This is a genomic window from Gordonia sp. i37 (assembly GCF_002043085.1).
In the GTDB taxonomy this organism is placed as follows: domain Bacteria; phylum Actinomycetota; class Actinomycetes; order Mycobacteriales; family Mycobacteriaceae; genus Gordonia; species Gordonia polyisoprenivorans.
Genome location: NZ_MVPX01000251.1, coordinates 19217 through 33583, shown reverse-complemented (window position 1 = coordinate 33583; position 14367 = coordinate 19217). Strand labels below are relative to the sequence as shown.

Sequence of the window (14367 nt, the reverse complement as noted above, 5' to 3'; positions counted from 1 at the left end):
CTGCAGGACGAGGTCTCCGGCGGTGGTGCGCGACGTGGCGGGGCCAAGGACGGAGCCAAGGACGGGGGTGCGAAATCGCAGCCTCGAAATGCTCAGTCCGGCACCAAGAACGACCGTCGGGGTGGCAAGCCGAAAGACGACGGCCGACGGGGTGGCAACTCGCGCCGACGCGAGACGGCCCCCAATGGCTCGATGGCACAGGCCCTGCGGGACGCGGGCTTCGGGCGTTGAGAAGCCGGTGACCGATGATCGGGTGATCACCGTCAGTGCCGTTGTGCTGCGAAACGAATCGGGTGCCCTCCTGATCGTGCGCAAGGTCGGTAGCTCCCGGTTCATGTTGCCCGGCGGCAAACCCGAGCCCGGGGAGGCTCCGCGCGAGACCGCGATTCGTGAGTGCGCCGAGGAAACCGGTGTGCGGTTGCCTGCCCGGGACCTGACCGAGCTCGGGACCTTCACCGCCGCCGCGGCCAACGAAGCCGGATTCGCGGTGCGCGCCAACGTCTTCGAGTGCCGTCGCGTGGTTCAGGACGCCACTGCGGCAGCCGAGATCGCCGAACTGCGATGGCTGTCTCTCGACGACGCGGGGAGTACACGCACCGAGAACACGTCGGTGTCGTTGGCGCCCCTGCTCGTGGAGCAGGTGATTCCCGCGCTGCGCAGCCGGGATCAACCGTCGGCCGGCGACGTTAGTCTGAACTGATGCCGATCCTCAACAAGGACATGACCCTGTGCATCTCGCTGGCCGGCCGACCGTCGAACATCGGTACGCGCTTTCACAACTATCTGTATGACGAACTCGGCCTGAACTTCATCTACAAGGCGTTCACGACCGACGACATCGCCGGGGCGATCGGTGGCGTGCGAGCCCTGGGGATTCGCGGATGTTCGGTGTCGATGCCGTTCAAGGAGGCGGTCATCCCGCTCGTCGACGAGATCGAGGAGTCGGCGTCGGTGATCGAATCGATCAACACGATCGTCAATGACAGCGGTCGGCTGATCGCGTCGAACACCGATGTCGAGGCGGTGTCGGCGCTCCTCGAGAGCCACGAGCTCGATCGGGATGCCGCGGTGATGGTGCAGGGCTCGGGCGGGATGGCGCGGGCCGTCGTCGGGGCGTTCCGCAGTGCCGGGTTCGGCGACCTCACCGTCGCGGCGCGCAACGAGTCCGCCGGCTCGGCGCTCGCCGACAAATACGGGTATCGCCACATCAGTGCTCCCGCACCCGGTGCCGACATCATCGTGAACGTGACCCCGTTGGGGATGTCCGGCGCCGATGCGGACGCGCAGGCGTTCGACGATGCCACGATTGCCGCTGCCGCAACGGTGTTCGACGTGGTTGCCTTCCCGTCGGAGACGCCGCTGATCGTTGCCGCCCGGACGGCGGGGAAGCAGGTCATCACCGGAGCCGAGGTGATCGCGCTCCAGGCGGCCGGGCAGTTCGAGAAGTACACCGGAGTCGCGCTGACCGCAGAGCAGGTCGCTCGGGCATCGGAGTTCTCTCGCCGCTGACGGTCCCCATCGCTGCATCGGATCTCACCGACGTCGCCAAGCTGAAACTCATTCGTGATCGCCACCGGTGTCGCCGGCACGTCGTACCTGATGTGATTGTCTCACCAGCACCACACATCACTTCTGTCACACCCATCGTTGTCATCGGAAACGGCGCAGCTCGTGTCAGAACGAACGCCGGGAGAGCCACTATTCATGAACATCCGTCTTGTTCGACGTGCGCGAGTGGCGGCGGTCGCGATCGTCGTGTCGACCATGATGGTGGGCGGTGGCATTCTCGCCGGAACCGGCGCCGCGAACGCAGCGCCCTGTGGCAACGGCGGCACCGGGTCAACCGGATCCTTGGGTTCCACCGGTTCACTGGGTTCGGGGTCGGCGGGCTCGGGATCACTGGGGACGGGATCAGGCAGTTCGAGCAATCCCAGCACAGGCCCGCAGGGGAATCTGCCTATCTATCGGGGACCGAGTACCAACACGGTCGCCTGGATCACCGGGCCGAAGAGTCCCAACCAGACCTTCTCGCGGTTCGGCATCTCCGGCACCGATCTCGGGATCAGCTGGGACAACGGTTCCGGGCAGACGCTGATGGCGTTCGGCGATACTTTCGGTGATTGCGCGGTCGCCGGACAACAGTGGCGCCACAACGTGTTGCTCCGGTCCAACGACGACGACTTCACCGACGGGGTCAGCGTGCCCGACGCGGTGCCCGGCGTCACCGAATCGGGCAGTGTGGTCGGTGCCGACGCCCCGAACTTCGCGACGCAGCTGATCCCGGCCATAGGGGTCAGTCAGGTGGAGGTCACCACGATCCCGACCGCAGCCATCTCGCTGCCCGACGGCGACGGCGGCTACACGCAATACATGAACTACATGTCGGTGCGGTCGTGGGGTGACGCGGGACACTGGGTCACCAACTTCTCGGCGATCGCCTACTCCACCGACAACGGGCAGACGTGGGCCACCGACCCCAACACCATCCTGATCAACGCCCCGGTGACCCTGGCGCTCCCGGGTGCACTGCGTGAGGTCACCTACAACAACGGCAAGTTCCAGCAGAGCGCCTACTTCCGCGGCCACGGAGCCGATGCCGGCTACATCTACCAACTCGGTACGCCCAACGGACGATTCGGCGCCGCGTTCCTCGCCCGATTCGCACCCGGGGACATCCGCAATCTCGAGAACTACGAGTACTGGACCGGCAGTGGGGCCGGACGTGGATGGAAACGCGACATCACCGCCATCCCCGACGACGGTTCGGCGCAGATCCTGCCGCCACCGGTCACCGAGGCGTCGGTCTCCTGGAGTCCCTACCTGAACAAGTACATGATGCTCGACGGGGACAACGGGATTCGTCTCCGGACCGCCGACCATCCCGAGGGCCCGTGGAGTGCTCCGACCTACCTGGTGCCGCCGGTCGCCGTCGTCCTGTATGGGCCGATGATCCAGCCGCACTCACCGGCGATCCTCGGTACCGGAAAAGATCTGTACTTCAACGCCTCCCGGTGGAGTGACTACAACGTCATGCTGCTGCACTCGGACCTGTCGAAAATCCCGCACTGACGCACGCGGACACGTGTCGCCGGTGCCGGGGTCAGTCGTCGGGTGTGGCGGCGTCGAACAGGCGGCGGAACAGATTGGTCTCGGCGAGGTCGACGAGTTCGTCACCACGACCGGACAGCACCGTGCGGATGGCGTACAACGTGAAGCCCTTGGCCTGCGCGGCGGTGATGGTCGGCGGGATCGACAACTCCTGGCGCGCAGTCGCGACGTCGAGGACGGCCGGACCGTCGTGGGCGAGGAACTCGCGCACGGCCTCGTCCAACTCGCCGGGATGCTCGACCCGCCGTCCGTAGATGCCCAACGACTGCGCGACCGCGGCGAAGTCGGGGTTCTCGAGGTCTGTGCCGTAGTTGACGAAACCTGCCGCCTTCATCTCCACCTCGACGAAATTCAGTGACGAATTGTCGAAGACGACGACCTTTACCGGAAGCCGATTCTGCGTCAGCGTGATCAACTCACCGAACAGCATCGTCAGTCCGCCGTCACCGGCGAGTGCGATGACCTGCCGGCCGGGAAGCGACGCCTGCGCACCGACGGACTGCGACAGGGCGTTGGCCATCGATCCGTGCGTGAACGACCCGATCAGCCTGCGGGATCCGTTCATCGTCAGGTAGCGCGCGGCCCACACCACCGGCGACCCCACATCGGGGATGAAGACCGCGTCGGGATCGGCGTACTTGCTGAGCAGCATCGTCAGATACTGGGGGTGGATCGGTGTCTTGCCGTCGTCGACGGCGAGTTCGTCGAGAGACGTCCGCGCCTTCGCATAGTGATCGAGCGCAGCACTCAGGTGGTCCGACGGCCGCTCGCGCGTCAGCAGCGGAGTCAACGCCGAGAGGGTGTCGGCGACGCTGCCGACCAGCCCGATATCGACGCGGGTACGGCGCCCGATCTGCTCGCCGCGGATGTCGAGCTGGATGATGGTCGCCTCGGTGGGGAAGAACTGCTGATACGGAAAGTCGGTGCCGAGCATGACCAGCGTGTCGCACTTCTCGATCGCCCGATAGCCCGAGGAGAAGCCGAGCAGCCCGGTCATCCCGACGTCGAACGGATTGTCGTACTCGAGAAACTCCTTGCCGCGCAAGGCATGCACGATCGGCGCCTGAAGCGCGTCGGCGAACGCCACCACCTCGTCGTGGGCGCCGGCCGTGCCCGCACCGGCCAGGATGGTCACCCGCTGCGCACCATTGAGATGCTCTGCCACCCGGCGCAATTGGTCGTCGGTGGGCCGAATCACGGTGGGAATCGCGCGGATCGGTGAACGATTCTTGCGGCGCGCGGTCCTGGCCAGGAAGATCTCGCCAGGGACGATCAGGACGGCGACGCCACGCTGCTCCACAGCGGTGCGCATCGCGATGTCGAGAAGCCGGGGGAGTTGCTCGGGCGTCGAGACCATCTCGCAGAACGAACTGCACTCGGTGAACAGTCGCTCGGGGTGGGTTTCCTGGAAGTAGCCGCTGCCGATCTCGGCGGCCGGGATGTGCGCGGCGATGGCCAACACCGGCACCCGTGAGCGGTGGGCGTCGTAGAGGCCGTTGATCAGGTGCAGATTGCCCGGTCCACAACTACCCGCACAGACGGCGAGTTCACCGGTGAGTGCGGCGTCGGCCGAGGCCGCGAACGCTGCGGTCTCCTCGTGGCGCACGTGCACCCAGCCGATCGTGCCGTCTTTCCGCAGCGCATCGGTGAAGCCGTTCAACGAGTCGCCGGGGATGCCGTACACGCGCTCGGTACCCGAGGCCCGGAGAGTCTCGACGATTTCTGCAGCGACGTTGTGGGCCAAGGGATCTCCTCAGGTCTGGGTATCGGGACGTCGGGTGGGTCGGCCTCAGGTCGGTCGGAATCGGAGTCCGGCGACGGCGATGCCGTTCCAGAGGGAATTGGAGATCTCGTTGTCGCGCACCGGGATCACCTCGCCGCCATGGTCGAGGACCGTCACCACGATGTCGGACAGTACATCGTGACCGGTGTCGTCGACCGTGACCTCACCGGTTCGGGTGTCGATGCTACCCAGCACATCGACGGTGAAGTCGTAGAGCAACGTCGACACCGCGCCGGAGGTGGCGGCACGGCTGATGTCGGCCAGGTCGGTGGCCACCAGCCCGGAGGAGACGCCGTCGGCGATGCGATCGAGAACGGCATTGTTCCGCTCTGCATTGAGCGTGGGCATCTCGGCGCGGATGGCTGCGTCGATGCGGTCGGCATGCAATTCGTCGGGTGCACCCGGGACGGCGACGACACGACGCGTCGACTCGACGTTGCGATACAGATCGAGCAGCGGGTCGGCGGCGAACAGGAACAACGGTCGCTCGCCGTGCGGATCTCGCGGCGCCAGTTCGGCTTTCACTGCCTCGGCCACGCGCTTGGCGTACTGCTCGAGCAGAACCTTCTTGCCTTCGTCGCCGACGAGACGGCGAACATGGCCCCGGTCACCGATCGTGGCGCGATTGGTGGCGTCGGCTGCATCGACGGCGTGCTCACCGCTGAGTTCGAGTTCGGTGGCCACGGTGGTCGCGGTGGCCTCCCACAGATTCCATCCGTTGGCAGAAAACGTCAACCCGAAGGCCGATTGGCTCGCGGTGACCGCACGCACGATCTGTCCGAGATCGAAATACGAACCGACCTGGGACTGATTCTCCAACCGGTTGGGCAGGGCGAACATCTCGACCTGGTCGGGGGTCAGGAAGATCGCGACCGATCGCGACAAACGCCCCCATACCTCGTCGGAACGAACCTTCTCCCACTGCGCGCGCAGCGACTCCTCGACGGCATGGCGAATCCCGGTTTCCCGCAGGGTTCGGATGCCCTGGTCAAAGGCGCTCTTGGCGTTCAGATAGCTGGTTTCGCGCGCGTCCGGTGCCGGTGAGGTCTCGGCGTAGATCGTGATCGCGTTCTCGCGCGGTGCCCCGAGCTCCTTGAGATCATCGAGGGTCGGGAGGGTGAAGCGGGCCATGGTCCGTCCTTTCGGGTCGTCCGTACGGCTGCCTCCTCACTGTAACCACGATGTCGACTCACACGTGGGGATTCTGTCGGGTGATCACCGATGGGCCGAGTGTCACGGCACCGAGAGCGGTTACGCGCCTTCGTAATTCGCGGTCGGCGGTGACCACGGCGAGCTGTGATGTGTCGGTTCGCGCGACCACGTCGACGATCGCGTCATCACCCGAGCCGTCGGCGTCGACGACGGTGACCGACGCGGTCGAGGCGATGCCCCGCGCCCGGCCCTCGACGACCAGGACGATGTTCACGGGCCCCTCGAACCCTGCGACACCGGAGTCGGCGACGGCGGCGAGCCGGTCCCGCAGGCGTTCGGTGGCCCCGCGCCGGTCGCGCCACCATCCGTCGGGCACCGAACCGACGACGTTGGCCGCATCCACGACGAGGACCGGTTGTCCGTCGGCGGGGTGATCGATGTCGGGCTCGCTGCGTGGCATGTCCCATGCACTCACGACGACTCGCGCCGGTCAACCCGTGACGCCGAACGACCAGGTGAATGCACCATCACGCATGATTCGGCTACGGTCGAGACATGAGCCTCGCCATCGGCATGATCACCATCGATTCGCCGGACCCGGTACGACTCGGCCGGTGGTGGGCCGACGCGATGGGCGGCACCGTCGTCGCCGAGAACGAGGGCTACTTCGTGATGGTCTCCCTCGGCGAGGGCGCACCGACCTTGGGTTTCCAGAAGGTGGAGGATCCGACGCCGGGCAAGAACCGAGTGCACCTCGATCTCACCGCCGACGACCGAACTGCTCAAGCACAACGACTCGTCGATGCCGGTGCCACACGCATCGGTGAACACGAGATCGATGGGTTTGCATGGATCACCCTGGCCGATCCCGACGGCAATCAGTTCTGCGTCGCCTCGGGCCACTGATCGCACGCATCTGCATCGATGGGTTTCACCAAGGCGCAATTGCTCTCCCACCGCGACGAGCGGATCGACGACCTCCTCGGTCCCGGCTGTCGACTGCTGTTCGTGGGGATCAACCCCGGGCTCTGGAGCGCGGCCACCGGCGCACATTTCGCCCGCCCGGGTAACCGCTTCTATCCGGCGCTGCACCGCGCCGGGATCACCGACCACGTGATCGATGCGTCGTCGGGCATGAGCGAGGCCGATCGCGCGGCTCTCCTGAACGCGGGAGTCGGTATCACGAACGTGGTGGAACGGGCCACCGCAGCGGCCGCCGATCTCTCCGCCGACGAATTGCGCTCGGGCGGGCAACGATTGCGCTCGACCGTTGCCCGGGTCGCTCCGCGGGCGGTGGCGATCCTCGGAATCACGGCCTACCGCACCGCATTCGGGCAGCGCGCCGCAACGCCCGGGCGACAGCCCGACGCCCCGGACTGGGCTGGGGCGCAGCTGTGGGTGGTACCCAACCCCAGCGGGCTCAATGCCCACGAGACCGTGGACTCGCTGGCTCGGGCCTATCGAGAGGTTGCCGTGGCCGCCGGGGTCGTCACCGACGCCTGAGACCCTGCGGTCGTCGCGGCGTCACTCGATGTCGCCCGACTGCAGCACGCGAATCCGGGCGGAGAGCAACTGTACGTCGGGGCGTGCGGCGGCATAGCGTTCCACCGCATCGAGAATCTCCACCGCGTGCGCCCGGTCCGGGGACACGACGGCAACCCCGATCCCCGTGCGCCGGTGCACCTCCCGGTGATCCACCTCGGAGACGGCGACGGCGAACCGCGACTTCATCTCGGCGATGATCGGTCGGATCACCGACCGCTTCTGCTTGAGGGAATGAACATCACCGAGCAGGTAATCGAACTCTGCGAAACCGATCCACATCGTCGGGTGATACTACGCCCCGTCTGCACGGACGCACCGCGTGGGGGAACGTCGGGGTGCGCACGTGCGGGAGATCACCAGGGCGCGCACAGGAATCATTCCGGCGAGCCGAGCAGGGTGGCCACGTGGTCGGGGACGTATTTCGACAACGATCGCGGGGGCCGGTGGTAGTTGCCGGTCTCGATGGGATGCTTGGGCAGGTTGACCTTCGGACTCGGGACTTCGTGATACTCGATGGTCGAGAGCAGATGCGAGATCATGTTGAGGCGAGCGTGCTTCTTGATGTCGGATTCGACGACGTACCACGGGCAGATCGAGGTGTCCGTGTGCACCATCATCTCGTCCTTGGCGCGGGAGTAGTCCTCCCACCGGTAGACCGACTCGAGATCCATGGGGCTCAACTTCCATTGCCGCACAGGGTCGTTCATCCGTGCTCGGAACCTGCGGAGTTGCTCGTCGTCGGAGACCGAGAACCAGTACTTGCGCAACAGGATTCCGTCGTCGATGAGCATCTGCTCGAAGATCGGTGTCTGACGCAGGAAACGCGTGTGCTCCTCGGGGGTGCAGAACCCCATCACCTTCTCGACGCCGGCACGGTTGTACCAGGACCGGTCGAACAACACGATCTCGCCCGGGGCGGGCAGGTGCGCGACGTAGCGCTGGTAATACCACTGTCCCCGTTCACGATCGGTGGGGGCGGGCAGTGCGGCGACCCGCGCGACCCGCGGACTCAGATATTCGGTCACCCGCTTGATGGTGCCGCCCTTGCCCGCGGCGTCGCGCCCCTCGAAGATGACGACGACCCGAGCGCCGGATTCGCGCACCCACTCCTGCAGTTTCACCAGTTCGGTCTGCAACCGGAACAGCTCCGCCTCGTACACCGAGTTGGAGATCTTGACCTTGTCCGGCTTGCCCTTCTTTGCCATGCGGAAGAGCTTAGGCCGCGCACGGCTCCCATGCGCCCGACACGGCGGAGGTGGTCCTCACGCAGGCGAGAGTTTGGCCACGGCGTCGAGTTCACCCTCGAGTTCGGCGACGGAGGCATCGATCCGGGCTCGGGAGAAGTCGTTGATGTCGAGGCCCTCGACGACTTCCCAGCGACCGCCGACCGCCCGCGCGGGAACCGAGCTGACGAGTCCTTCGCGAATGCCGTACGCGCCGGTCGACGGCATCGCGACCGACGTCCAGTCGTCCCCGGCGGTACCCAGCACCCAGTCGTGGACGTGATCGATGGTCGCGTTGGCCGCCGAGGCGGCCGACGACGCCCCGCGCGCCTCGATGATGGCGGTGCCCCGGGTGGCGACGGTCGGGATGAAATCCTCGACGAGCCAGCGCTCGTCGGCGGCGATCTCGGCGCCGGGGGTGTCGCCGACCCGCGCGTGGAAGATGTCGGGGTATTGGCTTGCCGAGTGGTTGCCCCAGATGGTGACGCGACTGATCCGGCCGACCGGGGTCCCGGTACGCCGGGCGAGCTGGGCGATCGCACGGTTGTGGTCCAGTCGGGTCAGCGCGGTGAATCTCTCGGCGGGGACGTCGGGGGCGTTGGCAGCGGCGATCGCCGCGTTCGTGTTGGCCGGATTGCCGACCACGATCACCCGGATGTCCTGTGCCGCCACATCATTGATGATCCGACCCTGCTCGGCGAAGATAGCCGAATTGGCGGCGAGTAGTTCGGCGCGCTCCATCCCCTTGGTCCGGGGCCGGGCGCCGATGAGAAGCCCGAACCGGGCACCGTCGAACGCTTTGCGGGCGTCGTCGAAGATGTCGATCGACTCCAGCAGCGGAAATGCGCCGTCCTCGAGTTCCATGGCCGTGCCCTCGGCGGCGGTGACCGCGGCAGGCAACTCCAGCAGCCGTAGACGGACCGGGCGATCGTGCCCGAGCATCGCGCCGGCGGCGATGCGGAACAGTGAGGCGTAACCGATACTGCCGGCGGCTCCGGTCACGGTCACGACGGCGGGACTGACATCGGGCATGGTGGGTCCTGTCTGCGAGGGGTTGTCGGTGGTTCGGTGCTGCGCGGTTCTCAGGGGTGATCTCGGGCCAGGACGACCACGGTCTCCGGGGTGTCGGCGGTGGCGGGTGCGGTCAACGTCAGGGCAGCGGCGTCGAGGTGCCAGACCAGCGGTTGGCCGGTGAAATGCGCCAGCCAGGCGTCGGCGCCCGCGCGCGGCGGCGGACACGCCATCATCGTCGATGCCAGTGCGCCGACCTGAAGCCTGGTGATCGGTTCGGTGCCGTGTGCGGAACCGGTGTGCAGCGCCGCGCCGCCCATGTGCCGATTGCAGCCGGCGGTCATCGAGATCCGCCCGGCGTCGCCGAAGGCGATCACCAGTGGTCCGCCGACGGGGATCGCCGCGCCCGACACCGAGACCGAGGTGAACGACGAGCTCGCGGGCAGGGCCTGCGGCACGGATGGGTCGCCCGAGGCCGTATCCGGATCGCGCAGAACGGTGATCGCCACCGCGGCAGCCACGACAGCGAGGATCGCCGACATGGCGACGGTGCCGGAGACGGTGCTGTGTCGTGACCATGGGAAGACCACGAGGGCAACCGTAGTCGACGTGTTCTCCGCCTGCCGTTCTCGGCATCTGGCCGACGGCGATCGGCATGATGGATCCACCGTGCCACGGTGGGCGTCACAGCGGTGGCAGCGGCCGCGTACCGTGGACGGCGATTCGATCCGGGACAACTGGTAGGAGAACGCTCGGTGGGAAAGCTGACGAACAGCATGTGGCGTTTGCTGGGGGCACAGAGTTCGCGGAACCAATCCAAGTCGCTGAGCCTGCTCAAGGATGCCAAGGCACACACCGACTGGGCCGCCGACCTCGACGACGCGGACTTCCGCGCCGAGGCGGAAAAGCTCGACATCGGCGCCGATGGGGGAGATCGCGCGAAGTTCCTCGCCCTCGCCCGCGAGGCCGCCGACCGGTCGCTGGGTCTGCGGCCGTTCGATGTCCAGCTGCAGGGTGCGCTGCGCCTGCTCGACGGCGACGTCATCGAGATGGGTACCGGTGAGGGCAAGACGCTCGCAGGCGCTATCGCTGCGGTCGGATATGTCCTGGAAGGCCATCGCGTCCATGTCATCTCGGTGAACGACTACCTCGCGACCCGTGACGCGGAGTGGATGGCTCCGCTGTTCGCGGCCTTCGGCATCACCGTGCATGCGGTGTCGGAGAACTCGAGTCGTGCCGAGCGCAAGCAGGCCTACGACGGCGACGTCACCTATGGCTCGGTGAACGAGATCGGCTTCGACGTGCTGCGCGATCAGCTCGCGATCCATGCCGACGAACTCGTCTCGCCGACCCCCGACGTCGCGATCATCGACGAGGCGGACTCGGTCCTCGTCGACGAGGCGCTCATCCCGCTCGTCCTCGCCGGAACCGCTGATGTCGAGGTACCCGATCAGGCCATCCACGACGTGGTCGCGCGGATGAAGAACAAGCACTACGAGATCGACGTCGAGGGACGCAACGTCTCGCTCACCGACGAGGGTGCGGCCTTCGTCGAGGAGGAACTCGGCGGCATCGACCTCTACGCCGAAGAGCACGTCGGCACGACCCTGGTCCACGTCAACGTCGCCATGCACGCCCACCACCTACTCGAGCGCGATGTCCACTACATCGTGCGCGACGGCGGAGTGCACCTGATCAACGCCTCCCGCGGTCGGGTGGCCCAGCTGCAGCGGTGGCCCGACGGCATGCAGGCGGCCGTGGAGATCAAGGAGGGCCTCGCCCAGACCGACTCCGGCGAGGTCATCGACACCATCACCGTGCAGGCATTGATCGGCCGCTACCCGAAGGTGTGCGGCATGACCGGTACCGCGTTGGCCGCCGGTGAGCAGTTCCGACAGTTCTACGACCTTCGGGTCTCGCAGATCCCACCGAACACCCCCAACATCCGCAAGGATCTGCCCGACCGCGTCTACGACACCAAGGCCAACAAGGTGGAGGCGGTCGTCGCCTACGTCAACGAGGTGCACGAGACCGGTCAGCCGGTCCTCATCGGCACCCACGACGTCGCCGAGTCCGAAGAACTCGCGTACTTCCTGGAGAAGGCCGGCGTGGGATGCGTGGTCCTCAACGCGAAGAACGATGCCGAAGAGGCCAAGATCATCGCCGAGGCGGGCACCAAGGACGCCGTCACGGTGTCGACGCAGATGGCCGGACGCGGCACCGACATCCGATTGGGCGGATCGTCCGACGACGAGACGGCTCGCGAGGAGATCATCGAACTCGGCGGACTGTGCGTGGTCGGCACCGGGCGGCACGACACCGAACGTCTCGACAACCAGCTGCGTGGCCGCGCCGGCCGTCAGGGTGACCCGGGGATGTCGGTCTTCTTCAGCAGCCTCGAGGATCCCGTCGTCACCAAGAATCTCTCGTTCAAGCGTGATCCCGTCGCGCAGTCCGAGGACGGGTCGATGGGATCGAAGGGAATCGACCTCATCGAGCAGGCCCAACGGGTGGCCGAGGGCGTGATGCTCGAATTGCACGCCAACACCTGGCGTTACAACCAGCTGGTGAATCAGCAACGCGAGATCGTGGTCAAACGCCGGATGGAGGTGTTGACCACCGACACCGCGCTCAAGGAACTCCGTGATCTCGAACCGGAGCGGTACGCCGAACTCACCGGAACCGCCAAGGCAGAGGGTGCGGCCGGGGCGGATGAGAAGGCCGGGGTGGATGAGAAGGCGGCGGAGGTCGAGGAGACTGCAGGGGCCGCCACCGAGGACAGTGCGACCGAGGAGAAGTCGCGGTGGATCCCCGTCGAGCCGCTCGCCGACGACGTGCTCGAGCAGGCGGCCCGCGAGATCATGCTCTACCACCTCGATCGCGAATGGGCCGATCACCTGGCCTTCGTCTCCGACGTCCGGGCGAGCATCCACCTGCGTGCGATCGGGCGGGAGAGTCCGCTCGACGAGTTCCACCGGCTCATCCTGGCCGAGTTCTCCGAGCTGCCGACACGGGCGATCGACAAGTCGCGCAAGACCTTCCGCGAGGCGGTGATCACCCCGGACGGGGTGGACCTGGGAGCCGCGGACCTGCACCGGTCGACGATGACGTGGACCTACATGGTTCACGACAACCTGTTCGCGTCCGGCGGCGCCAAGACCCTGCAGGGAATCATCGGTATCTTCCGGTGACCGGATCGGGGGGAGACGACGACGGCCCGGTGACGGCAGCGGCGCCCGGCGTCGACCGCGTCCTCACCGTGCCCAACGCGCTCAGCGTCTTGCGGCTGGTCCTCATCCCGGTCTTCATCTGGCTGGTGATCGTCGAGAAGGCCGACGGGTCGGCGTTCGTCGTGCTGTTCGTCTCCGGGGTCACCGACTGGCTCGACGGGAAACTCGCCCGGCTGCTCGACCAGTCGTCACGACTCGGCGAGCTGCTCGACCCCGCCGCCGATCGCCTCTACATCGTGGTCATCCCGATCTGTTTCGGGCTGCGCGACTTCGTGCCGTGGTGGTTGATCGGCGTCATCATCGCCCGGGACGTGCTGTTGTTCGCGAGCGCACCGCTGCTGCGTTCGCGCGGGCTGGTGGCGCTGCCGGTGCTCTACGTCGGCAAGGCCGCGACCTTCGCCCTGATGAGCGCCTTCCCGTGGCTGCTTGCCGGACAACTTGATTCGGTGATCGGCACCATCTGCTATCCGATCGGATGGGCCTTCCTGATCTGGGGCGTCGGAATGTATCTGTGGTCGTTCGTGCTCTATTGGGCCCAGACGATCATGGTGATGCGCATGATGCCGCGACTCGACCGCGTCTCCTCGGCCGCAGCGGGTTAAAGTCTCGAACGAACAGAAAGGGGGCACAGTGACCGAAACCAACGTGCCGGCCGAGTTGACCTATACGCCCGAGCATGAATGGGTCCGTCGGGTCTCGCCCACGACAGTCCGGATCGGGATCACCGACTTCGCCCAGGAGCAGCTCGGTGACGTCGTCTTCGTGCAGTTGCCCGACGTCGGGTCGGACGTGGAGGCCGGCGAGTCGTTTGCCGAGGTCGAGTCGACCAAGAGTGTCTCCGACATCTTCGGGCCCCTCAACGGGACGATCGCGGCCGTCAACGACGAACTCGAGTCGACGCCGGATCTGGTCAATTCCGAACCCTACGAAGCCGGTTGGCTCGTGGAGATCGCGGTCGAGGAATCCGGCGAACTCGACGCACAACTGGGCGACCTGCTCGACGCCGACGGATACCGGCAGGTCATCGACGGCTGAGCGGCGACACGGCGGCATCGCGTCGGTCTCGCCCCGAGGGACGGCAGCCGGCCGGATCCACCGGATACGTGGTGGCGTAACGCCGAAACGCTCCCCAACGGTCGTGGTCGGCGGATCCGGGCGGCTATGATCAATCGGTGTCTGCCGGGTCTGATGGGTCGGGGTCGGCGCGAAACGGTAGGTTGGATTCGGGCGCCGACAGGTGCGACCGAACCGACGCCCCGGGTGCGTCGGGTACCCGGTTCCCCGACCCGCTTCGGACGCGGCCGAGCGCCTCGAC

The 14367-nt window shown here is 66.6% G+C and carries 16 protein-coding genes; 9 read left to right on the top strand and 7 right to left on the bottom strand.

Annotation, left to right across the window (positions count from 1 at the left end):
- The 4 genes from B1964_RS30710 to B1964_RS11770 form a co-directional block, all read left to right on the top strand.
- On the top strand, positions 1–231 hold a 231-nt coding region (locus B1964_RS30710), incomplete at its 5' end, for a hypothetical protein (RefSeq protein WP_139765706.1).
- 7 nt (positions 232–238) lie between these two features.
- On the top strand, positions 239–700 hold the full coding sequence (locus tag B1964_RS11780; protein ID WP_079929860.1) for an NUDIX domain-containing protein: 462 nt from the start codon (positions 239–241) through the stop codon (positions 698–700).
- Positions 700–1509 (top strand): shikimate 5-dehydrogenase, encoded by an 810-nt coding sequence (locus B1964_RS11775; RefSeq protein WP_079929859.1) that lies wholly within the window; start codon positions 700–702, stop codon positions 1507–1509. Before B1964_RS11780 ends, B1964_RS11775 begins: the two co-directional genes overlap by 1 nt.
- Before the next feature lie 195 nt (positions 1510–1704).
- Positions 1705–3069 (top strand): DUF4185 domain-containing protein, encoded by a 1365-nt coding sequence (locus tag B1964_RS11770; protein ID WP_253193966.1) that lies wholly within the window; start codon positions 1705–1707, stop codon positions 3067–3069.
- Positions 3070–3100: 31 nt separating this feature from the next.
- Here B1964_RS11770 and poxB read toward each other — a convergent pair whose 3' ends face one another.
- From poxB to B1964_RS11755, 3 genes are read right to left on the bottom strand one after another with little or no spacing between them, the layout of a single operon-like run.
- Positions 3101–4852 carry a ubiquinone-dependent pyruvate dehydrogenase gene (gene poxB / locus B1964_RS11765; RefSeq protein ID WP_079929857.1) on the bottom strand — a complete coding sequence of 584 codons (1752 nt, stop codon included), beginning with the start codon at positions 4850–4852 and terminating at the stop codon, positions 3101–3103.
- Between the two features lie 45 nt (positions 4853–4897).
- Positions 4898–6022, bottom strand: a complete 1125-nt coding sequence (locus tag B1964_RS11760; protein ID WP_079929856.1) for a hypothetical protein — start codon at positions 6020–6022, stop codon at positions 4898–4900.
- A 58-nt stretch (positions 6023–6080) separates the two neighbouring features.
- Complete coding sequence (locus B1964_RS11755; protein WP_006368086.1) at positions 6081–6503, bottom strand: hypothetical protein; 423 nt, start codon at positions 6501–6503, stop codon at positions 6081–6083.
- Positions 6504–6598: 95 nt separating this feature from the next.
- Between B1964_RS11755 and B1964_RS11750 the strand changes: the two genes are divergently transcribed.
- Together B1964_RS11750 and mug are read left to right on the top strand one after the other, a co-directional pair.
- On the top strand, positions 6599–6949 hold the full coding sequence (locus tag B1964_RS11750; RefSeq protein WP_079929855.1) for a VOC family protein: 351 nt from the start codon (positions 6599–6601) through the stop codon (positions 6947–6949).
- Between the two features lie 18 nt (positions 6950–6967).
- Entirely contained in the window at positions 6968–7546 is a 579-nt protein-coding gene (gene mug, locus B1964_RS11745) for a G/U mismatch-specific DNA glycosylase (RefSeq protein ID WP_079929854.1), read from the top strand.
- Positions 7547–7567: 21 nt separating this feature from the next.
- On the opposite strand, the gene B1964_RS11740 is transcribed toward mug, so the two are convergent.
- The 4 genes from B1964_RS11740 to B1964_RS11725 form a co-directional block, all read right to left on the bottom strand.
- Positions 7568–7867, bottom strand: coding sequence for a DUF503 domain-containing protein (locus tag B1964_RS11740; protein WP_026920090.1), 300 nt, complete (start codon positions 7865–7867; stop codon positions 7568–7570).
- Positions 7868–7962: 95 nt separating this feature from the next.
- Entirely contained in the window at positions 7963–8793 is an 831-nt protein-coding gene (gene ppk2, locus B1964_RS11735) for a polyphosphate kinase 2 (RefSeq protein WP_079929853.1), read from the bottom strand.
- Between the two features lie 57 nt (positions 8794–8850).
- On the bottom strand, positions 8851–9843 hold the full coding sequence (locus tag B1964_RS11730) for a malate dehydrogenase (RefSeq protein ID WP_006368081.1): 993 nt from the start codon (positions 9841–9843) through the stop codon (positions 8851–8853).
- Between the two features lie 50 nt (positions 9844–9893).
- On the bottom strand, positions 9894–10412 hold the full coding sequence (locus B1964_RS11725; protein ID WP_253193965.1) for an META domain-containing protein: 519 nt from the start codon (positions 10410–10412) through the stop codon (positions 9894–9896).
- Between the two features lie 165 nt (positions 10413–10577).
- Between B1964_RS11725 and secA2 the strand changes: the two genes are divergently transcribed.
- Genes secA2 through gcvH form a run of 3 tightly spaced genes read left to right on the top strand, consistent with a single transcriptional unit; the run spans position 10578 to position 14087 of the window.
- The gene (gene secA2 / locus B1964_RS11720) at positions 10578–13013 is read left to right on the top strand and encodes an accessory Sec system translocase SecA2 (protein WP_079929862.1); all 2436 of its coding nucleotides are present in this window, start codon (positions 10578–10580) and stop codon (positions 13011–13013) included.
- Positions 13010–13654, top strand: coding sequence for a CDP-alcohol phosphatidyltransferase family protein (locus tag B1964_RS11715; protein ID WP_079929852.1), 645 nt, complete (start codon positions 13010–13012; stop codon positions 13652–13654). The genes secA2 and B1964_RS11715 overlap by 4 nt, the downstream gene beginning before the upstream one ends.
- Before the next feature lie 28 nt (positions 13655–13682).
- A complete protein-coding gene (gene gcvH / locus B1964_RS11710) occupies positions 13683–14087 on the top strand; it encodes a glycine cleavage system protein GcvH (protein WP_006368077.1) in 405 nt (134 codons plus the stop codon).
- The last annotated feature ends 280 nt before the right edge of the window (positions 14088–14367 follow it).

Excerpts from the sequence above, each read along its gene's own strand:
- ppk2 (WP_079929853.1), bottom strand. The coding sequence starts at position 8,793 with ATGGCAAAGAAGGGCAAGCCGGACAAGGTCAAGATCTCCAACTCGGTG.
- B1964_RS11775 (WP_079929859.1), top strand. The coding sequence starts at position 700 with ATGCCGATCCTCAACAAGGACATGACCCTGTGCATCTCGCTGGCCGGC.
- B1964_RS11770 (WP_253193966.1), top strand. The coding sequence starts at position 1,705 with ATGAACATCCGTCTTGTTCGACGTGCGCGAGTGGCGGCGGTCGCGATC.
- mug (WP_079929854.1), top strand. The coding sequence starts at position 6,968 with ATGGGTTTCACCAAGGCGCAATTGCTCTCCCACCGCGACGAGCGGATC.
- B1964_RS11750 (WP_079929855.1), top strand. The coding sequence starts at position 6,599 with ATGAGCCTCGCCATCGGCATGATCACCATCGATTCGCCGGACCCGGTA.
- B1964_RS11755 (WP_006368086.1), bottom strand. The coding sequence starts at position 6,503 with ATGCCACGCAGCGAGCCCGACATCGATCACCCCGCCGACGGACAACCG.
- B1964_RS11740 (WP_026920090.1), bottom strand. The coding sequence starts at position 7,867 with ATGTGGATCGGTTTCGCAGAGTTCGATTACCTGCTCGGTGATGTTCAT.
- B1964_RS11760 (WP_079929856.1), bottom strand. The coding sequence starts at position 6,022 with ATGGCCCGCTTCACCCTCCCGACCCTCGATGATCTCAAGGAGCTCGGG.
- B1964_RS11730 (WP_006368081.1), bottom strand. The coding sequence starts at position 9,843 with ATGCCCGATGTCAGTCCCGCCGTCGTGACCGTGACCGGAGCCGCCGGC.